Origin of the sequence: Alkalibacter mobilis (assembly GCF_015594845.1) — a bacterium.
Classification (GTDB): domain Bacteria; phylum Bacillota; class Clostridia; order Eubacteriales; family Alkalibacteraceae; genus Alkalibacter; species Alkalibacter mobilis.
In genome coordinates this window covers 26,876-47,285 of sequence record NZ_JADNRK010000006.1, presented here as the reverse complement: position 1 = coordinate 47,285, position 20,410 = coordinate 26,876, and the positions used below count along the sequence as shown (strand labels likewise).

At 39.2% G+C, this 20,410-nt stretch carries 21 protein-coding genes; 12 read left to right on the top strand and 9 right to left on the bottom strand.

What is annotated here, in order from left to right:
* Position 1: 1 nt before the first annotated feature.
* Both feoB and IWB18_RS04985 read right to left on the bottom strand, forming a co-directional pair.
* The gene (gene feoB, locus IWB18_RS04990) at positions 2-2,011 is read right to left on the bottom strand and encodes a ferrous iron transport protein B (protein ID WP_225877767.1); all 2,010 of its coding nucleotides are present in this window, start codon (positions 2,009-2,011) and stop codon (positions 2-4) included.
* Between the two features lie 24 nt (positions 2,012-2,035).
* Entirely contained in the window at positions 2,036-2,254 is a 219-nt protein-coding gene (locus IWB18_RS04985) for a FeoA family protein (RefSeq protein ID WP_195682513.1), read from the bottom strand.
* Between the two features lie 215 nt (positions 2,255-2,469).
* Between IWB18_RS04985 and IWB18_RS04980 the strand changes: the two genes are divergently transcribed.
* Positions 2,470-4,053 carry an ABC-F family ATP-binding cassette domain-containing protein gene (locus IWB18_RS04980; protein WP_195682512.1) on the top strand — a complete coding sequence of 528 codons (1,584 nt, stop codon included), beginning with the start codon at positions 2,470-2,472 and terminating at the stop codon, positions 4,051-4,053.
* A gap of 38 nt (positions 4,054-4,091) precedes the next feature.
* Here IWB18_RS04980 and IWB18_RS04975 read toward each other — a convergent pair whose 3' ends face one another.
* The 3 genes from IWB18_RS04975 to acsA all read right to left on the bottom strand — a co-directional run bounded on the left by IWB18_RS04975 (position 4,092) and on the right by acsA (position 8,495).
* Positions 4,092-4,943 carry a thiamine pyrophosphate-dependent enzyme gene (locus tag IWB18_RS04975; protein WP_195682511.1) on the bottom strand — a complete coding sequence of 284 codons (852 nt, stop codon included), beginning with the start codon at positions 4,941-4,943 and terminating at the stop codon, positions 4,092-4,094.
* Positions 4,940-6,637 carry a 2-oxoacid:acceptor oxidoreductase subunit alpha gene (locus tag IWB18_RS04970; RefSeq protein ID WP_195682510.1) on the bottom strand — a complete coding sequence of 566 codons (1,698 nt, stop codon included), beginning with the start codon at positions 6,635-6,637 and terminating at the stop codon, positions 4,940-4,942. Before IWB18_RS04970 ends, IWB18_RS04975 begins: the two co-directional genes overlap by 4 nt.
* A gap of 133 nt (positions 6,638-6,770) precedes the next feature.
* Positions 6,771-8,495: an acetate--CoA ligase gene (acsA, locus tag IWB18_RS04965; protein ID WP_195682509.1), complete on the bottom strand. Its 1,725-nt coding sequence runs from the start codon at positions 8,493-8,495 to the stop codon at positions 6,771-6,773.
* Between the two features lie 170 nt (positions 8,496-8,665).
* On the opposite strand from acsA, the gene IWB18_RS04960 reads away from it, so the two are divergent.
* The 4 genes from IWB18_RS04960 to IWB18_RS04945 are packed head-to-tail and all read left to right on the top strand — an operon-like array spanning position 8,666 to position 11,372.
* Positions 8,666-9,298 (top strand): GNAT family N-acetyltransferase, encoded by a 633-nt coding sequence (locus IWB18_RS04960; RefSeq protein ID WP_195682508.1) that lies wholly within the window; start codon positions 8,666-8,668, stop codon positions 9,296-9,298.
* 19 nt (positions 9,299-9,317) lie between these two features.
* Positions 9,318-9,947: a CBS and ACT domain-containing protein gene (locus tag IWB18_RS04955; protein WP_195682507.1), complete on the top strand. Its 630-nt coding sequence runs from the start codon at positions 9,318-9,320 to the stop codon at positions 9,945-9,947.
* Positions 9,932-11,143: an acetoin utilization protein AcuC gene (locus IWB18_RS04950; RefSeq protein WP_195682506.1), complete on the top strand. Its 1,212-nt coding sequence runs from the start codon at positions 9,932-9,934 to the stop codon at positions 11,141-11,143. The genes IWB18_RS04955 and IWB18_RS04950 overlap by 16 nt, the downstream gene beginning before the upstream one ends.
* Positions 11,144-11,195: 52 nt before the next feature.
* Positions 11,196-11,372, top strand: a complete 177-nt coding sequence (locus tag IWB18_RS04945; protein WP_225877766.1) for a (Fe-S)-binding protein — start codon at positions 11,196-11,198, stop codon at positions 11,370-11,372.
* Here IWB18_RS04945 and IWB18_RS04940 read toward each other — a convergent pair.
* The 3 genes from IWB18_RS04940 to IWB18_RS04930 all read right to left on the bottom strand — a co-directional run bounded on the left by IWB18_RS04940 (position 11,353) and on the right by IWB18_RS04930 (position 12,507).
* On the bottom strand, positions 11,353-11,838 hold the full coding sequence (locus IWB18_RS04940) for a hypothetical protein (RefSeq protein ID WP_195682505.1): 486 nt from the start codon (positions 11,836-11,838) through the stop codon (positions 11,353-11,355). The genes IWB18_RS04945 and IWB18_RS04940 overlap by 20 nt on opposite strands.
* A gap of 268 nt (positions 11,839-12,106) precedes the next feature.
* Positions 12,107-12,292, bottom strand: a complete 186-nt coding sequence (locus IWB18_RS04935; RefSeq protein ID WP_195682504.1) for a CooT family nickel-binding protein — start codon at positions 12,290-12,292, stop codon at positions 12,107-12,109.
* A 2-nt stretch (positions 12,293-12,294) separates the two neighbouring features.
* Positions 12,295-12,507, bottom strand: coding sequence for a hypothetical protein (locus IWB18_RS04930; RefSeq protein ID WP_195682503.1), 213 nt, complete (start codon positions 12,505-12,507; stop codon positions 12,295-12,297).
* 187 nt (positions 12,508-12,694) lie between these two features.
* Here IWB18_RS04930 and IWB18_RS04925 point away from each other — a divergent pair, with 187 nt between their 5' ends.
* The 7 genes from IWB18_RS04925 (at position 12,695) to IWB18_RS04895 (ending at position 19,901) form a co-directional block, all read left to right on the top strand.
* Positions 12,695-13,156: an acyl-CoA thioesterase gene (locus tag IWB18_RS04925; RefSeq protein WP_195682502.1), complete on the top strand. Its 462-nt coding sequence runs from the start codon at positions 12,695-12,697 to the stop codon at positions 13,154-13,156.
* A 133-nt stretch (positions 13,157-13,289) separates the two neighbouring features.
* Positions 13,290-14,582: a phenylacetate--CoA ligase family protein gene (locus IWB18_RS04920; protein WP_195682501.1), complete on the top strand. Its 1,293-nt coding sequence runs from the start codon at positions 13,290-13,292 to the stop codon at positions 14,580-14,582.
* Between the two features lie 28 nt (positions 14,583-14,610).
* Positions 14,611-16,344 (top strand): indolepyruvate ferredoxin oxidoreductase subunit alpha, encoded by a 1,734-nt coding sequence (gene iorA / locus IWB18_RS04915; protein ID WP_195682500.1) that lies wholly within the window; start codon positions 14,611-14,613, stop codon positions 16,342-16,344.
* Complete coding sequence (locus IWB18_RS04910; RefSeq protein WP_195682499.1) at positions 16,344-16,940, top strand: indolepyruvate oxidoreductase subunit beta; 597 nt, start codon at positions 16,344-16,346, stop codon at positions 16,938-16,940. Before iorA ends, IWB18_RS04910 begins: the two co-directional genes overlap by 1 nt.
* A 2-nt stretch (positions 16,941-16,942) precedes the next feature.
* Complete coding sequence (locus IWB18_RS04905; RefSeq protein ID WP_195682498.1) at positions 16,943-18,253, top strand: phenylacetate--CoA ligase family protein; 1,311 nt, start codon at positions 16,943-16,945, stop codon at positions 18,251-18,253.
* A complete protein-coding gene (locus tag IWB18_RS04900) occupies positions 18,253-18,672 on the top strand; it encodes an ACT domain-containing protein (RefSeq protein WP_195682497.1) in 420 nt (139 codons plus the stop codon). The genes IWB18_RS04905 and IWB18_RS04900 overlap by 1 nt, the downstream gene beginning before the upstream one ends.
* 44 nt (positions 18,673-18,716) lie before the next feature.
* Positions 18,717-19,901: a pyridoxal phosphate-dependent aminotransferase gene (locus IWB18_RS04895; RefSeq protein ID WP_195682496.1), complete on the top strand. Its 1,185-nt coding sequence runs from the start codon at positions 18,717-18,719 to the stop codon at positions 19,899-19,901.
* Positions 19,902-19,921: 20 nt separating this feature from the next.
* On the opposite strand, the gene IWB18_RS04890 is transcribed toward IWB18_RS04895, so the two are convergent.
* Positions 19,922-20,407: a GNAT family N-acetyltransferase gene (locus IWB18_RS04890; protein WP_195682495.1), complete on the bottom strand. Its 486-nt coding sequence runs from the start codon at positions 20,405-20,407 to the stop codon at positions 19,922-19,924.
* Positions 20,408-20,410: the final 3 nt, after the last annotated feature.

Genomic DNA, 20,410 nt, shown 5'->3' with positions numbered 1-20,410 from the left:
CTTAGATTATGAGACTCCCAACCTGGTATATCAGCATGGAAATCAAATATGCGACGCTGGTTTGATATAAAACCGCAAAGCCCGTTTCTCTCCATGAATTCAACTCTCTTTTCATAACACTTATTGCCGCAAAACAAGGCGAAGCAAGAAGTATGAATGCCATAAACGAATATGCCGACAACGGCGAATATATGTTTTGCAATGATGTAACCAAGGCTCCCTCACTAACACCGTGCAATACACTGAGAGTGCTAATTACAATTTCCTTTGCTGCAAAACCCGTTATAAATGCAACAGATGTTATCCAATCTCCAAACCCGAGAGGCGAAAAGACAGGTGCAATCAATTTGCCAAATGAAGCCAGCATGCTGTCGGAAGGTTCAACTACTCGCGAGAAAGAAAAATCAAATGACTGGGCAAACCACAAAATCACCGATGCTGCAAATATTACAGTTCCTGCCTTTGACAAGAAGTCTTTTGCTTTATCCCACATTCTAATCGCAACATTTTTTAATCTTGGAATCCTATAGGGGGGAAGTTCCAATATAAAATCTGAATCTTCACCCCTGTATCTCAATTTTGACAAAATAACACCTGATAAAATTGCTACCAATATCCCCAACAAATAAAGTGAAAACACAATGATATGAGAATTTGACGGAAAAAAAGCTGCTGCAAATAAAAGGTAAACAGGCAATTTCGCTCCGCAACTAATAAATGGAGTAAGTATAATAGTTAGTTTTCTATCTCTTTCATTCTCCAAAGTTCTAGTAGCCATTATACCGGGTACCGAACATCCCGACCCGACCAACATCGGTATTACTGATTTTCCTGACAAACCGAATTTTTTAAATATCTTATCCATTACAAAGGCAATTCTTGCCATATATCCACTGTCTTCAAGTATGGCTATGAAAAAAAACAGGATCATTATTTGCGGGACAAACACAACTACCGCCCCAACTCCTCCAATAATACCATCAACGACCAAGGATACAACCATTTCAGATGCACCGACAGTATTCAGGCCTGCGATCACTGTTTTAGTGATGACATCTCCCACCAACCACTCCATGAAGGCTATTGTTTTATCTCCCAGGCCGGTAATGGTAACATAATAAACCATCAACATTATTGTTAAAAAAAGTGGTATCGCTAAAATCCTGTGAGTCAAAACTTTATCGATTTTATCCGTCACTGTTTCTGTGACGAGACTTTTGTCCAAATCTTCAATGACTTGTTCCGAAATTTCTCTTAAATAATCATATCTTTGTTTTGCCAATATTTCGGGCAATTCCATTTTTGTTTGTTTCTGGATTTCATCCCTCAGCTTATAACCCAGTTCTACAGCACCCAAGTTTATTATTTTGATCCGCTCGATTATCTCCCTGTCATGTTCCAATATTTTAAGTGCCAGCCAATGGATATCGTTTTCAAGTCGGTGCTCTGTCTCTCGAAGCTTTTGAGCCAACTCGTTGATGGCCTTTTGAACATCTTCTGAAAAATAAGAAAATCTGTTGAAGTTCGATACTTCATCCAGAGTCAACGTGTCTTTAATATTTTTCAATTCTTTTCTATCGTCCGCACCTGTAGGTATTATCCTTAAAGACAAAATTTGAGCCAACTTCAAATGATCGATATTTATCTTTCTTCTTTTGACTTCATCCATCATGTTCAAAATCAGTGTTACGGGCACTTTCATTTCCAACAACTGTAATGTAAGGTACAGATTTCGTTGCAGGTTCGATGCACTTACTACATTTATTATCCCGTCTGGCTTGTCTTTTGTTATGTAATTCAACGCTATCACTTCGTCAAGCGAATTTGATGACATTGAGTATATTCCGGGAAGATCCACCACCTGAATATCGGAATTTTTGATAGTCCCCTCTTTTTTTTCAACTGTTACCCCGCTCCAGTTTCCAACATACTGTGTAGCACCTGTAAGTTCATTAAAGATGGTTGTTTTACCTGAATTTGGATTTCCTGTCAAAGCGTAAGTCTTTCCCATACGCATCACCTCTTCTGCTCGAAATTATTTTAAGGTTATCCCCTGGGCAATCTCTCTCCTAATACCCAAATTGAAGCCTCTTACTTTTATATTTATAGGGTCTCCCAACGGCGCGGTCCTAACAAACATGACAGATGCTCCGGGTGTCAAACCAAGTTCCAACAATTTATTTTTTATCTTGGTGCTTAAATTCAGCTCTAGGATCTGGCCGGACTGACCTGGTTTAAGATCTACAATAGTCATTTTAACCCCTCCTTGTTATCTAACGATATTATATACTAACTGATAATATATATCAATTAGTATTTCAAATTAATTCTGTAAACGTTTATTTTTTGCATCTTGATAAGTGGATCCGATAGATTTTGAATAAACCATACAACATTTTTAAAATATATGTTCGTTAAACCCTGGTTATGATATAATTGCTTGATAACACTTAAAAAGGAAGGTATTAAATGATAACAGTAACCAATGTCAGTCTCCGATTCGGAGAACAAAAATTATTTGAAGATGTAAATTTAAAGTTCAATCCCGGAAATTGCTACGGAGTAATAGGAGCCAATGGTGCGGGCAAGAGTACTTTTTTGAGAATTCTATCCGGGGAGATAGAACCAAATACAGGTGATGTAAGCATTGCCAAGGAAACTAGAATGTCCGTCTTGAAGCAGGACCATTACCAATACGATGAAATGACTGTTCTTGATACGGTCATATTGGGCAACCCTAGACTTTTTGAAATTATGAAAGAGAAAGACGAGCTATATGCAAAGCCCGACTTCAGTGATGAAGACGGTATTAAAGCTGCTGAATTAGAAGGTGAGTTTGCCGATTTGGACGGATGGGATGCTGAATCAGATGCTGCTTATTTGCTTCAAGGTTTGGGTATTTCTTCAGAATTGCATCAAAAGAAAGTAAAGGAACTGGACGGAAACGAAAAAATAAAAGTTCTGCTGGCTCAAGCTCTTTTTGGCAAGCCTGGAGTCCTGATCCTGGATGAGCCTACAAACCACTTGGATTTAAAAGCAATCAATTGGCTCGAGGAATTCTTGATAAATTTCACTGGAACCGTAATAGTCGTATCTCACGACAGACACTTTTTAAACAACGTATGCACCCATATGGCCGATGTGGATTTCGGTAAAATTAAGTTGTATTCCGGCAACTACGATTTTTGGTACGAATCAAGCCAGTTAGCTCTGCAGATGATGAAAGATCAAAACAAAAAGAAGGAAGAAAAGGTCAAACAGTTGCAGGAATTTATTGCAAGGTTTAGCGCAAATGCCTCAAAATCAAGGCAAGCGACTTCAAGAAAGAAAATTCTTGAAAAAATCACCCTTGACGACATTCAACCTTCAACAAGAAAATATCCATTTATTGTTTTCAAGCCCGAAAGAGAACCGGGTAATGACATTCTTTTTGTAGAAGGAATAAGCAAGACTATTGACGGAGTCAAGGTATTGAATGATGTTACTTTCACCGTTTCAAGAGATGACAAGATAGCATTTCTAAGCGACAATGATATAACCCTGACTACTCTGTTCAAGATATTGACAGGCGAATTGGAGCCTGACGAAGGTTCCTTCAAATGGGGCGTAACAATCTCTAAAGCTTATTTTCCAAAAGACAATGCTTCATACTTCGAAGGTTCCGAGCTTAACCTGGTAGATTGGTTAAGACAGTATTCGGAAGAAAAATCTGAATCATATATAAGAGGATTTTTAGGCAAAATGTTGTTCTCAGGCGAAGAAGCTTTAAAGAAAGTCAGCGTTCTTTCCGGTGGCGAAAAAGTTCGATGCATGCTTTCAAGGATGATGCTCCAAAATGCAAACATGCTGATTTTGGATCAACCCACCAACCACCTGGATTTGGAATCCATAACCGCACTTAATAAAGGTTTGGAAAACTATCCCAGCAATATTCTTATTGCTTCTCACGACCACGAGCTACTACAAACTGTTTCAAACAGAGTCATTCAAATAAAAGACACAGGAATTGTGGATAGAAGAACGACCTTTGATGAATTCATTGACAATATGTAACAAAAAAGATCCGGAAATCCGGATCTTTTTTATATCTACTATTTATTTATAATGCTGTTTATTTTGTCCAAGTCCCTTTTTCTCTTTACAATGGGTGTCTTATCATCATAATATACAGGGGCACTGTCTTCAAAAGTTTCCTTCCCTTCGATTTTGTAAATTATTCCCAAAGGGAATTTATCAGATCTCAATGCTGCCTTCATTGCTTCCTCAAAATTATCCGAGTTGTGTTTGTCATCAAGGTAATAAGTGTTTTCCTTATACCAAGAATAATTGTTTATCTTGTTGAAACTGACGCATGGATGAAAAATGTCAACTAGGGCGTACCCTTTGTGTTGAATCGCCTGTTTAATAACTTCAGTCACCACTTCTTTGTCCCCTGAAAATACTCTTGCTACAAAAGTGGCGCCAAGAACCAGTGCCGAAGCCAAGGGATTAAACGGTTCATTTACCACGCCCTGAACTTGCACCCCCGTTTTGAATGATTTCCTGCTGGTAGGCGATGCCTGCCCCTTAGTCAATCCATAAACCATGTTATTATGTACGATATGAGTTATGTTAGGGTTTCTTCTTATGTTGTGAGTAAAGTGATTACCTCCCTCACCGTACATATCTCCATCTCCGCCCTCGGCTATCACAGTCAAATCCGGATTTGCTGCTTTGATTGCAACCGCAACAGGCAAGCCACGTCCGTGGAGCCCGTTAAAATAATTTGTGTCTATGTATTGCGGCATCTTTGCCGCTTGGCCTATTCCCGACGAAAAGACCACTTTTTTTGGATCGAGTTCCAATTCTTGCATGGCTTTTATCAAAGATTCTCTTATGTTGAAATTACCACACCCGGGACACCAGGCTATGTCGATCCCATCGTTCATTTCAAAGTCTTTCATTTCAAAACCTCCTTCAAACGACTTTCAATTTCTTCAACGGAGAATGGTTCACCGCTATATTTTAAGATTTTATGATTGATTTTTACGTCCAACTCAAGTTTCAGCAAATTTGCCAGTTGACCGGAAGAATTATTCTCAATCGCTATGATTTTTTTTGCCTTGTTGAAGTATTCTTTCAAGTCTTGTCTTAATGGATATAATTGTTTCAATGTCAAGAATCCAACGTTTCCAAAGTTTCCATTCTCAAGACATTCCTTGATAGCACCTCTTGTAGATCCCCAGCCTACAATCAAAATCTCATAATCTGTTTCTCCAAGGAGCTCTTCGCGAACGTAATCTTCGACAATTAAATCTTTTTTGGAAAGCCGTTTTTCATGCATTTTAACTCTGGTCTCGAAGTCCTCTGTGATCGTTCCATCTTCAAAATGCTCGTCACTGTCCACTTTTACAAATCCGTCACCATTGCCGGGTATGCCTCTTGGTGAAACAGGCCCTGTGTTTAAATCGTACCTCTTGTAATTTTTTGATGTCTCAACTATAAATTCCTCATCGTAATCATGATCCAAGGTGAATTTGCCCATCAACCCAAAGGATTCCAGATAAAACTGATCAGTCATTATTATAACGGGGACCTGGTATTTATCAGCAAGATAAAAAGCTCTCTGTCCAAGTTCTACTCCATCCCTGTACGTGCCCGGTGCCAAAATTATTTTTGGATAATCACCGTGTCCGGCAAATACAGCTTGCATGAGGTCTCCTTGTTCAGTTCTTGTAGGCAGCCCGGTTGCCGGACCTGGCCTTTGAGCCAGATGCACAACACAAGGCGTTTCTGTGATCCCGGACAGGCTCATTGCCTCTTCCATCAATGAAAATCCTCCTCCTGAAGTGGTTGCTATCGCCCTGGCTCCTGCATACCATGCACCCAACACCATATTCAATGCCGCTATCTCGTCTTCCGCCTGTTCAACAAAAACTCCGAACTCAATGGAATTCTCTGCTAAAAAAGACAATAAGGCCGTTGATGGTGACATTGGATAAGAACTTATGAAATTGCACCCTCCTGCCAAGACTCCAAGGCCTATAGCTTGTGTTCCATTTAATACCTTATAAAATTCTTTTAAACTTTCGGTTTTATCCATATGCAAATCCAGCTCGAAAGTTTTACCAAGTTCAAAGCCATTTTCAAATGCCTTGTGATTATCATCTATGATTTTCTTGCCTTTTGAAGAAAATTTTTCTTCGATCATTTTTTTGCATTTCTTGTTGTCCAGATTCAACTTGCCGGCGGTAAATCCAAATACAACAGTATTTAAAAACAATGCTCCTCCAACATCTTTAGCTATCTTTTCGAAATCATAATCTCTGAAATCACCTTTGAATTCTTCCAAAAAATTCTCATCCACATACTCTCTCTTTCCAATTATGACTGTTTTACTTCCAATTCTTTCTTTCAACCTATTCAGGCTGTGGTCATTCAATAAAAATAAAATATCGATTTTACTTTTGTAAGCACTGATTTCACTGTCTGCTATCCTGATTTCCGTGGTATTGTTGCCACCTCTGACCCTGCTCATGACATCACTGCAGGAAAAAACATGATAACTGTTGGCGATGACATCTACCAAGAATTCTTCTATGGTTTGAATTCCCTGTCCGGCTTCTCCGGAAAAAACCAAAGTCAATGAATTGTTCATTTGGTGCCTCCTTGTATAATTTTTTATATAAGTTCCTTTCTATTTATTATATCCATCATAAATTAATGTAATCACAAATACAGCAGGGGATGCGAATATTCGCATCCCCTGCTGTATTTTATTTCTTAACAAATCAATTTTCCAAAGTTGACAAATCTCCTGTTGGAAGATTCAATTCCCATGCCTTCAGGACTCTTCTCATGATTTTTCCACTTCGAGTTTTTGGAAGTTTATCCTTAAATTCGATCTCTCTTGGTGCAGCATGGGCTGCAAGTCCATTCTTGACAAAGAGTCTAATTTCTTCCTTAAGCTCGTCACTTGGTTCATAACCTTTTCTCAAAGCTATAAATGCTTTGATGATTTCACCCCTGACTGGATCCGGTTTGCCTATTACTCCCGCTTCAGCAACTGCAGGGTGTTCTATAAGTTTACTTTCTACTTCAAATGGTCCGACTCTTTCACCGGCAGTCATAATAACATCATCTATTCTACCTTGGAACCAGAAATAACCATCTTCGTCCATGTATGCAGAATCTCCTGATACGTACCAGGTATCGTTCATGAAATACGACCTGTATTTTTCAGGATTTCCCCAAATTTCCTTCATCATGGAAGGCCAACCCTTTCGGATAGCTAAATTTCCCATTCTATTAGGTGGGAGGATCTCTCCTCTGTCGTCTACTATAGCCGCCTCTACACCTGGAATTGGTTTACCCATGGAGCCAGGTTTAATATCCATTGAAGGATAATTGCATATCATCTGGGCACCTGTCTCAGTCATCCACCATGTATCATGGATCCGCTTTCCAAATACTTTCATGCCCCACTTGACAACCTCTGGATTTAAAGGTTCCCCTACACTTAAAATATGTCTCAATGATCCAAGTTCATAATTTTCTACAAGTTTGTCTCCCGCCCCCATTAGCATTCTAAATGCTGTAGGTGCACTGTACCAAACTGTTACCTTGAATTTCGCCAAAGTCTCATACCATTGTTCAGGATTGAATCTTCCGCCAAGTATCACATTTGTGACACCTGCAAGCCACGGGCCAAAAATTCCGTAAGATGTACCGGTAACCCAGCCGGGATCGGCAGTACACCAGTAAATATCATCATCTTTAAAATCCAGTACCCACTTTGCTGTCTGGTAGTGCTGTATCATCGCCCTATGGGCGTGCAATACGCCTTTGGGTTTTCCAGTAGAACCGGAAGTGTAGTGCAATATAAGCCCGCCTTCAAGGCCTACCCATTCGATTTCAAATTCATCCGACATGTTATCTATATTTTTATTATAATCGATTACAGAATCGGATTCTTCAATATCATCTCCCACAAGAATCAGATATTTCAACTCGGGAAGCTCTTCAAAGGGTATCCTGCCCATCAGTTCCGGCGTTGTTACTATTGCTTTTGCACCAGAGTCTTCCAATCTGTCCTTAACGGCCCCTTCCATGAAGGCCTCAAATAATGGACCTACAATAGCTCCACCCTTGATCAACCCAAGAATGGCGAAGTACAATTCAGGGCTTCTTGGCATAAAGACGAATACTCGATCCCCTTTTTCGAGCTTTATCTTTTCCTTCATCAAATTCGCAGCCTTATTTGAGTTCTTCATCAAATCACTGTACGAGTACATCTCTTCTCTTTTGTCATCTTTGTAGATAAGGGCTGTCTTGTCACCCTTTCCGTCATGAACATGCCTGTCAACGGCTTCGTAAGCCATGTTGACTCTTCTCGGTTCCATTGCCGACCATGCGAAATTTTTTTCAACACTTTTCCAATCAAAATCTTGTCTAGTCTGATCGTAATCCTTCAGGTTGTGATCCCCTGCGATAACCTTGATAGGTTCTGTTTTCATATTTATAACCCCCCAGCTATAATTTTAAGGATTATGATATCATACAAACGTTTTCATAACAATAATAATTCATATTTATAAATCGTTTATTAATTAACTTTCAATGTTGTTTTGCAAATGTATATTATAATATAATGTATAGAAAAAGAATATGCTCAACGGGGGAAAATATGAATCATATCAAATCTTTCTACTACAAGCCGATTCCTTCAAAATCGGAAAAAATCGTTATCGAAGGCCCTGTGACGTCCAGTGTACTCAAAAGACTCAAATTTCATCCCGGCTTAAATGCATTTAGAGAACCTGAAGAACAGCACCAGGCAATTATTGAAATATCCGAACTTGAAGAAGGCAGGATCATCATAGCCAGAAAGGACGATACGATTATCGGATATGCAACGATCCTCTATCCCGACCCAATGGAACGCTGGGCCGAGGGAGAGATGGACGATTTGCTGGAACTTGGCGCCATAGAAGTATCGTTGGAATACAGAAATCTGTCCATAAGCAAATCTATCCTGGAAGTTGCTATGATGGATCCTTACATGGAAAATTACATAATCATTACCACTGAATACTATTGGCACTGGGATCTGAAAAATTCTGGTCTGGATGTGTGGCAGTATCGTGACGTCATGGAGAAGGTAATGTCCGCAGGCGGATTGGAGTATTACGCCACCGATGATCCGGAAATAACTTCTCATCCCGCAAATTGCCTTATGGCAAGAATTGGCAAGAACGTACCTTTTTCATCAATTGAGAAATTTGACAGACTAAGATTCAAAAATCGTTTTATGTATTGAATCAGTCAGGAGGCTTTAAATGTTTGTAGAAAATATCATGATAAAAGACATCATTACTTTAAGGGAAGATTCTAAGATTTCCGAAGCTATAATTTTGATGCAAAAGAACCGTATAAGACACATACCTGTAATCGATGACAACAACAGGATCCTGGGTATCATATCCGATAGGGATTTGCGTGATGCCAGTCCTTCCATCCTTGTGAATACGGAAGACAGAAGTTACCTTGAGCGACCTGTATCAGAAATAATGACAGAAAACGTCATAACCGGAAGTCCATTGGATTTTATTGAAGACGTGGCATCTTCGTTTTATGAATACAAAATCAGTTGTCTTCCAATTACAAGAAATGACAAGTTGCTAGGAATCATTACGGAAAGCGATCTGCTCAAAACCTTCGTTGAACTCACTGGAGCTCAGCAACCAGGATCCAGGTTGGAAGTATTGGTTGACAATTCAGCTGGCATGCTTAGCGATTTGACGGCAGAGATAGCAAAGAAAGGCATTAACATAATCAGCATATTCGTTTATCCCGGAAATGACGAATACCAAAGATTACTTGTTTTCAGACTCAAAATAATGAATCCTGCTGAACTTGTAAAAACTCTTAAAGAAAAAGGATATGAAGTGGCATGGCCAACATTTTAAGCAATAATATATTTATATACTCATCGGAATTTAAAAACTATAAGTTTTCCAACGATCACCCGTTCGATCCTCTCAGGATCAAACTTACATATGAGCTCTTAAAATCAGACAATTGTTTGACGACCAAAGAAATCGTTCCACCTGTCATGGCCACAGAGGATGATCTTTTATTGGCTCATAGGAAAGACTATGTTGATTTTGTAAAAAAACAGGGTCCAGATGGAAATCAAAGCCCTTGCCGCGAAGCAAATCAATATGGCCTATGTACCGACGATACTCCAATTTTCCCCAATATGCACATTTCTTCTTCATACGTTGCGGGATCGACACTTCTTGGGGCGAAACATGTCTTGAACGGAACCGATCGTCATGCCTTAAATCTATCCGGTGGACTTCATCATGCAACAAGTGGCAAAGCTTCCGGTTTTTGTGTATACAATGATATAAATGTAGCAATATCCTACATACGAAAACACACCAGCTACAAAGTATTATATATCGACACTGATGCTCATCACGGCGATGGAGTACAATATCAGTTTTACGACGATCCAGCAGTCTGCACATTCTCTATCCACGAAACAGGGAGATATCTTTTCCCAGGTACAGGAAGTGTTCGGGAAAGAGGAAGCGGAAACGGCTACGGATTTTGCTTCAATCTTCCACTTGATGCTTTTACAGAAGATGATTCCTTTAAATACGTTTTGGAAAATGCACTGTACATCGTTGCCGATTATTTCAAACCGGACATTATAATCTCTCAACACGGTGCTGACGGGCATTTCCAAGATCATATGTCCCATCTCTCACTAACTATTGAGAGTTACCAATTCATACCTAAATTGATACACAAACTTTCGCACGAGTACTGTTCGGGAAGATGGGTCGCAACAGGCGGCGGTGGATATAACGTTTTTGATGTGGTGCCAAGGGTTTGGGCCCTTATATGGAAAGAAATGCAAAATTTGGACTTTCCCGATTTGTCCACTCCCCTTCCTGTATCATATTTGGATTACATTGCCCAAACATTCAATCATGAACAATTCGGTTATTGGGGTGATGATAAAAAAAATTATATACATATACCTCGACGAGACGAAATATACGACAAGAATAAAAAAAGCCTTATCGATTCAATGTATGCAATCAACAAGGGGACCATAGGAAACGACTTTTTTTCAAACAGAAAACTTTAAAACCTCCGGGTTATTGTCAATAATGCTCGGAGGCCCAGACGAAAGGATAAAAATGAAAAATATCGAAAATTTAAACATCGATGAAATGGATCTATACGAAATTTATAATCTGTTGCCAAAAACAAATTGCAGGCGTTGCGGTTATGATACGTGCCTTGCTTTTGCTGCGGAAGTTGAAAAAGGTACCAAACAAATTACAGCTTGTCGCGTCATTTGTGGTAATTCCTAAATTTTTCAATATCCTTATTACGTACAAATGAATCAAAGACATTATACCCGCGAAGGGAATCAAATTCTTTCCAGCAATTGTCAGTATTGACATGTATATTGAATTCCAAATATTTTTCCAAAATATCCTTCAGCTCGTTGTCACTTGTTTTTAATTCGAATAACACAGCCAGTGCGTTTCTTATTTCAGTAAGAGCTTTGGCAATATGGCGATTATATGTGCTTGTATCCCTAAGACTTTCCTTTTGAAGTTTGGAAAATCTTATCTTTTCAACAATGTCAAAAAAATATAGATTGATCAGCTGCCCTCCCATTTCGGTCTCGGCCAAAAAACCTACATCCTTGTGCAGGTTATCGTCGTCAATGAGCTTCTTAATTTCACTTGCGGTCAAGCCAGCGTTGCTGTTTAAAAAATTTTGAAGTTTGTTGTCCCCTTTATTTTGTTGATCCAAATTCTCATCTCCCATCCAAAATTAAATTAACTGATATATACCTCCAAACATTTATCATTAATCATAAAAATAGACACAAAGACGGTCTTCGTATCTACTTTCATAAGGATTTTAGATTTTCTGTTTAACAATTGGAATGTTAAACTTTGACTAAATTATATCATCCTTGAAAATAATTTCAAGCAGTAATATTAAAATAAGATCAATAATTTTAACGTCTTAAATTTTATTTCGCATATTAAAAAAAATCCTCAAATCTTTTGATTTAAGGATATGTTCAAATCTATTTTTTATTTCTGATAGTAATTTTTGAGTCTCCGAAATCAACCTGACCCAACTCTCCATCAATTTCCAGAGTATCACCGAAAATAGAGGTAAATATCAACTTACCGTTTTCCTGACTTAGAGACTTCACGTCCTCCATTAGCGGTTTAGGATCTTTCTCGTCAAACACCTTACCGAGACACATGACTACATCCCCTTTTTTATAATTTCAAGAGCTTCTTTTAATGTATTGTTGGACACTTCCATTTCTTCCGATCCTTTTAAAAGCAATTCTCTTGCATCTTCAAATCCAAATTCGCCGGCACTTTCGGCCAAACCCTTGATTTCTTTTGCATGATCCACATTGTGACCTATTAGATGTTCCAATAAAATTTTTAATTTTTCTTTATTATCTGCCATTACAAACCCTCCTTTTTACTTTAGTATAAGCAGATTATTTCAGTTTGTCAATTTATAAGCAATCTCGATTTCGATAGACAATTTTCAATACAAATGAATTGATTCAATTTCTCATTGCAAATGAGTGCTTATATAAGATAAAATAATAGAAATAGCATTATGTCTTGTGAATAAAGGGGTTTTCTTAATGAATGATGGAGTAACATTTGCCAAGGCAGAAACTTGCCTCATAATGGAACCAATGCACAGCAATTCTGCCGGAAATGTCCACGGTGGAGAACTCATGAAAATAATGGATAATGTTGCTGGAATAACTGCCTTCAAGCATGCAAAGGGCAACGTTGTAACAGCGCGTGTGGATGAAATAGTATTTCACAAACCGGTGCACATCGGTGATATATTAACATGTACGGGACAATTGACATATGTAGGAAAAACGTCCATGCAAATCATGGTCACCACAGTTGTGCACGACATAAAAAATTCATTTGAAAGCGATGTTGTGCTCACAGCTTTTTTTACCATGGTACATCTTGTCGACGATAAACCTTCTCCGGTACCGCAACTCACTCCGGTTACAGAAGAGGACAAGGATCTATATTTACTGGGCGAGAGAAAGTACAGAGAAATTCGTGACAAATACTTATGATGGATTTTTTAAATCAAAATCAATTTGTTATACACAAAAACACATATTAAAATGTGTTTTTGTTATTATTTCGGCATGTAAATATCAATGACACCAAGAACAATGCGAATTAATCAGACAGGAAGGTGCTAAAATGATTTGGTCAAACGAAGAAAGTCTTAGTAGAAGTGAATTGGAAAAAATCCAAGTTGAAAAACTCAAAGATACTGTCGCTCACGTATATCAGAATGTGGAATTTTTCAGAAATAAAATGCAGAATCTAAACGTCAGGCCTGAAGACGTTAAAACTCTTGATGATTTGAAAAAACTCCCTTTTTCGACAAAAGAAGACTTACGGGTAAATTATCCATTTGGTCTCTTTGCGGTACCCGAAAACAAGGTTGTCAGACTTCATGCTTCGTCCGGTACAACTGGCAAACCGACAGTCGTCGGATACACTCAAAAGGACATAGACAATTGGAGCGAACTCATTGCCCGTATAGTGACCATGGCAGGCGCCACCGTGGATGACAAAGTTCAAATCGCTTTCAAATATGGACTTTTCACCGGTGCTTTTGGTCTACACTACGGTTTGGAAAAAGCGGGAATTTGCGTGATACCAACTTCAAGCGGAAATACGGAAAAGCAACTTATGTTGATGAAAGATTTTGGAACCACCATTTTGGTCAGCACTCCATCCTATGCCCTTCACATGGGTGAAATAGCTCATTCATTGGGAATAGATCCTAAAACTGATCTCAAAATACGTCTCGGTCTATTTGGCGGAGAAGGTTCCAGCGAAGCAACACGAGAAAAAATCCAAAAGGTTTGGGGCATGCTCGCAACTGAAAATTATGGTTTGAGCGAGCTCATAGGACCTGGCGTGGCCGGTGAATGTACACATCTTAATGGAATGCATATTTCAGAAGATTTCTTTTTACCGGAAATCATAAATCCCAAAACTGGAGAAGTGCTGCCCCCTGGTGAAAAAGGTGAGCTGGTAATCACTACTTTGAATAAAGAAGCTCTTCCATTGATAAGATATCGAACTAGAGATATAACGAGATTATTTTACGAACCTTGCAGCTGCGGCCGAACTACAGTCCGTATGGAAAAAATATCAGGAAGATCCGATGACATGCTCATAGTAAAAGGCGTGAACCTGTTCCCAACTCAAGTAGAAGAAGTTCTAAGCAAGTTTGATGCTTTGGGTCCCCATTACGAGATCGTCATTGAAAAGCATAACTATTTGGATAGCTTGGAAATCAAAGTCGAATTGAATGAGGATCTTTCAATTGATTCATATCAGGAATTTGAAAGACTGGAACAAAACATCAAGCATGAGTTGAGAGTTGTTCTTGGGCTAGAACCAAAACTAAACATCGTTAATCCCCGTACTCTTCAGCGCTTTGAAGGCAAGGCCAAAAGAGTATACGATTTAAGATAAATTACATTCAAAGAGAGAGGATTTGACTATGAAAAGATTAATGTTGGGCAATGAAGCTGTTGCAAGAGGCGCTTATGAATCAGGCGTCAAGGTTTCAACAGCTTATCCTGGTACCCCCAGTACCGAAATTACGGAATTTATCGCCAAATATGAAGAAATTTATGCGCAGTGGTCTCCGAACGAAAAAGTAGCTTTAGAGGTTGCCATAGGTTCCTCCATATCCGGTGCTCGATCCATATGCGCGATGAAGCACGTAGGATTAAATGTAGCAGCAGATCCATTATTTACCGTAAGCTATACAGGCGTTAATGGCGGTTTAGTCATTATAGTTGCAGATGACCCTGGTATGCACAGTTCCCAAAATGAGCAAGATTCAAGGTATTACGCCCGTTCTGCTCACATTCCCATGTTGGAACCATCCGACAGTCAGGAAGCCAAAGATTTTGTCAAAGAAGCCTTTAATATCAGTGAAAAATACGATACTCCTGTACTGATCAGGCTGACTACAAGACTTTCTCACTCTCAGAGCCTGGTAAAAACCTCACAACCTGATGAAGTTGCACTAAAAGAATACAATAAAGATGCTACGAAATACGTTATGATGCCCGGAATGGCCATAAAACGTCATGTTGTTGTAGAAAACAGAATGAATCAAATAACAGAAGATGCGTCTAAGTTTGTATTAAATGATGCTTCTTACGATGATTTAGAAGTTGGATTCATAACCAGCGGTATCCCCTATCAATATGTGAAGGAAGTTTTTCCCAATGCATCAGTCCTTAAATTAGGGATGGTCAACCCCCTTCCCAAATCATTGATTCAAGATTTTTGCAGCAAAGTGAAAAAAGTATACATCATTGAGGAACTTGAACCTATTTTCGAAGAGCAGATCAAGTCCTGGGGCATCGAAGTTATAGGAAAAGATCTTTTGACCGTCCAAGGTGAATACAGTGCAAATTTGTTAAAAGAAAAGATCAAAAATGAAGATCTGAATTTAGCTGCTGCCGAAACTCTTCCCGGCCGACCTCCAGTATTATGTGCAGGGTGTCCCCATAGAAGCATATACTACAGGTTAAACAAGCTTGGCAAACATGCCACAGGCGACATCGGTTGCTACACCTTGGGTGCCATAGAACCTCTAAAAGGATTGGACACATGCATCGACATGGGTGCAAGCATACCTATGCTGCACGGTATTGAAAAAGCTCGTGGCAGAGAGTATACCAAGGACTGGGTTGCAATCATTGGCGACTCTACTTTCGTACATTCCGGAATAACCGGTCTTATTGACATAGTTTACAATAAAGGCTGCTCGACTGTTATGATTCTGGACAACTCTACTACAGGCATGACCGGACATCAGGACAATCCTGCAACTGGCGTTACCCTTAAAGGAGAAAAAACCAAGCAACTGGATTTACCGTTGTTGTGCAAAAGCGTGGGAATCAACCGTGTCAGGGTCGTGGATCCTTTCAAGTATAAAGATTTAGAAAATGCTATAACAGAGGAAACTTCCATCGAAGAGCCTTCAGTCATAATTGCAAAAGCTCCATGCCAACTTTTAGATAAGCACTCTGTCCCAAAACAAAATTACATCGATGTTGAAAAATGCAAAGATTGCGGAATGTGCTTGAAATTAGGTTGTCCAGCCATAAAGAAATCTCACGGTATCATGGTTATAGACGATACGCTATGTGTGGGTTGCAATCTGTGCATCGGAGTATGCAAATTCCAAGCTATCAAAAAGGCAGGTGTCCAATAATGAATACAAAAAATATACTTATAGTTGGGGTTGGTGGACAAGGCACTCTGTTGACCAGTAGAATTTTGGGAAATTTAGCTGTGGATCTAGGATACGATGTTAAATTGTCGGAGGTTCACGGAATGAGTCAAAGAGGTGGCAGTGTAGTAACTCACGTCCGCTACGGAACCAAGGTATATTCCCCTCTCGTTGAAGTGGGTGAAGCTGATATCATTTTGTCTTTTGAAAAGATGGAAGCTCTTAGATGGAAACATTTCTTAAGCGCTGAAGGTAAAATGCTGGTCAATACCCAAGAATCAGATCCCATGCCCGTAATCACAGGTTCAGCGAGCTATCCAACGGATATAATGGAAAAGCTCTATGCCGACTGTAAAGAGGTAATTGAGATCGACGGTGTCTCCATAGCCAAGGAACTGGGCAATATAAGAGTCGTCAACACGATCCTGCTGGGACTGCTGGCCCAAAGCATGGATATTCCAAAAGATCAATGGATCGAAGCCATAAAATTGACTGTACCGGAAAAAACCATCGACATAAATATTCAAGCTTTTGAAAAAGGATACTATCATGGCATAAATCTAAACAGGGAGGTTTGAATATGATTTGGAACGAACATTATGAGTGCATGCCAAGAGAATCTTTAAAAAAACTGCAAGATGAACGCTTAAAAAAAACTGTTGAGAGAGTTTATTACAATGTTGAGTTTTACAGAAGAAAGATGCAGGCATTAGGCTTGGAGCCTGGAGATATCAACGGAATCGATGATATCCATAAACTTCCATTTACGACGAAAGATGACCTTCGAGACAATTACCCCTTTGGGCTATTTGCAACACCACTTGAAAATGTGACCCGACTTCATGCTTCTTCAGGTACTACCGGAAAACCAACTATTGTGGGCTATACTCGCCATGATATAGAAATTTTTTCCGAAGTAGTTGCCAGGTCTCTTTCAGCTGCCGGAATAGGAAAGAACGATATTCTGCAAAACGCTTACGGATATGGACTTTTTACAGGTGGTTTGGGAATACACTACGGAGCTGAAAAACTGGGGGTAACTGTTGTCCCCATCTCAGCCGGAAATACAAAAAAGCAGGTTCAATTTCTTCAGGATTTTGGTACGACCGCCATGTCACTTACTCCTTCGTATGCACTATATCTGGCAGAAACCTTGGAAGAAATGGATATAGATCCCAAAAGTCTGAATCTTAAGGTTGGAATATTTGGAGCTGAACCTTGGACTGAAAACATGCGAAAAGAAATTGAAAAAAGGTTGGACATAAAAGCCATAGACATCTACGGTTTGTCTGAAATCATCGGACCGGGAGTTTCCATTGAATGTATGGAACAAAATGGTCTGCACATTTTTGAGGATCACTTTTTCCCTGAAACCATAAATCCGAAAACTCTGGAGCCTACCGCAAAAGGAGAAGAAGGTGAACTGGTATTTACCACTCTCACCAAAGAAGCCCTGCCTCTAATCAGGTATAGGACCAGAGATCTTACCACCTTGAATTACGAAGCGTGTGCCTGTGGAAGAACTACAGTCAGAATGAAAAAGTGTACTGGAAGAAGCGACGATATGCTCATCATCCGCGGGGTAAATGTATTCCCTTCCCAGGTGGAAAGCGTTCTGCTTGAACTTGGTGAAACCAGTCCTCACTACATGCTTATTGTGGACAGGATAAACAATCTCGATACCTTGGAAGTATTGGTTGAGGTCGATGAAAAGATTTTTTCAGACGAAATCAGACACCTTGAAACTCTGACTAAAAAAATCTCCTATACGCTTGAAAGTACTTTAAATATATCAGTCAAAGTAAAGTTGGTGGAACCACAAACAATCGCCAGAAGTGAAGGAAAAGCCAAAAGAGTTATAGACAACAGAAAATTCAAGGAGGAGCAATAATGATAATCAAGCAATTAACGGTTTTTTTGGAAAATAAGTCCGGACGACTTTCCGAAGTTACCCGGGTATTAGGTGAAAATGGTATTAACATTTCAGCTTTGAGCATAGCAGATACTTCTGAATATGGACTTCTAAGACTCATTGTCAGCGATGGCGCAAAAGCCACCGAACTTCTTAAGAAAAATGGATTTTCCGTAAATCTAACCGATGTAATCTGTTTGAATGTTAAACATGAGCCTGGCACCTTGCATGATGCAATAAAAACCCTTTCAGACGCCGGCATCGACATCGAGTACATGTACGCTTATGCCGTAGGAGATAATGCAGCCGTAATCATGAAGGTTTCCGACGCTAAAGAAGCAATATATATTTTGACTCAAAACAACATAGATCTGCTGAAGTCACACGAAATCAAGTGAATTTGGCTGTAAATATTATTAGCAGTCCAGAAAGGTTGATATAAATGATATCAAAGAAGATGCATGAATACGTAAAAAACAGCTCAGTTATACGGGCGATGTTTGAAGAAGGCAAAAGACTGGCGGCCATCCATGGCGCAGACAATGTTTATGATTTTAGCCTTGGCAATCCAAATTTAGCTCCCCCCGTCGAAGTTAAAAATGCGATAATTGAAATACTTGATAAAGAGGAACCAAATGCAGTTCATGGATATATGAACAACTCAGGATATGAAGAAGTCAGAACTGCTATTGCCGAATCCATAAATGAAAAGTTTTCAACTAATTTTGACAAAGACAATATTTTGATGACCGTTGGAGCCGGCGGTGGATTGAATGTGATTTTCAAAACCATTCTGGATCCAGGAGATGAAGTCATAACCTTCGCACCATTTTTTGGAGAATATCGCAACTATGTCAGTAATTTTGATGCAAAATTACTTGTGGTACCTGCAAACACTGTAGATTTCCAACCGAATTTTGAAGAATTCGTTGGAATGATAACACCCAAAACTAAGGCTATCCTGATCAATTCTCCCAACAATCCATCTGGAGTAGTTTACTCTGAAAATACATTAAAGAAGCTTTCCGAAATCCTCGTAGCTAAACAAAATGAATTGGGAACTGATATTTATCTGATATCTGACGAGCCCTACAGGGATCTGGTTTATGATGATGTTGAAGTTCCTTATGCAACAAAGTACTACGACAACACGATCATTGGCTACTCTTTCAGCAAATCTCTATCTTTGCCTGGAGAAAGGATCGGATATATAGTCGTGCCTGATTCAGTGGCGGATTTTGACGATTTGATCTCAGCAGCAAACATCGCCAACCGAATACTTGGTTTTGTAAATGCGCCGTCATTATTCCAAAAGGTTGTGGCAAAGTGTTTGAACGTTAAGGTCGATCTAGACTACTATAATAAAAATCGCGAGCTTCTTTACAATAGCTTGACGTCTTTTGGATATGAATGCATAAAGCCCGAAGGAGCCTTTTACATGTTCGTTAAAACGCCTATAGAAGATGATGTTGAATTCTGCAGCAAAGCCAAGGATAAAAATATCTTGGTAGTGCCAGGCAGTTCTTTTGGTTGCCCCGGTTACATAAGAATTGCATACTGCGTTTCCTACAAAACAATTGAAAACTCTCTTCCCGGTTTTAAGGCTCTGATCGATGAATTAAAATAAACTCCCATTTGGGAGTTTTTTTAAAGTTCAAAATAGAATAGTATTATATCTTCGTAAGTGCCGTTCTTTAGCAAGAAACCTTTCGGTATCATTCCAAGTTTTTTAAATCCCATATCCTCATACAAATGTATGGCAGAGTAATTTGTTTTTACGACAGCATTGAATTGCAATATTTTAAAACCAAACTCCTTAGCCCTTTTTATGGAATCTTCAACAAGCGCCCTTCCTATTTTTTTCCCTCGGAAATTTTCTTTTACTGCATAGGAAGTATTTCCGATATGCCCGCACCTTCCTACATTGTTGGGATGTAAAATATATAGGCCTGCAATATCACCCCTGTATTCAGCTACTCCACAATAAGTTTGATCACTAAAATATTCTTCAGCCTCTGAGTAAGATAAAGATTCCACTTGGGGAAATGCGATGCCATCTTCAACCACGGCATTCCAAATATCAGTCATTTCAACTATATCAATATCTTTGTATTCTCTAAGCAAAACCATCATACA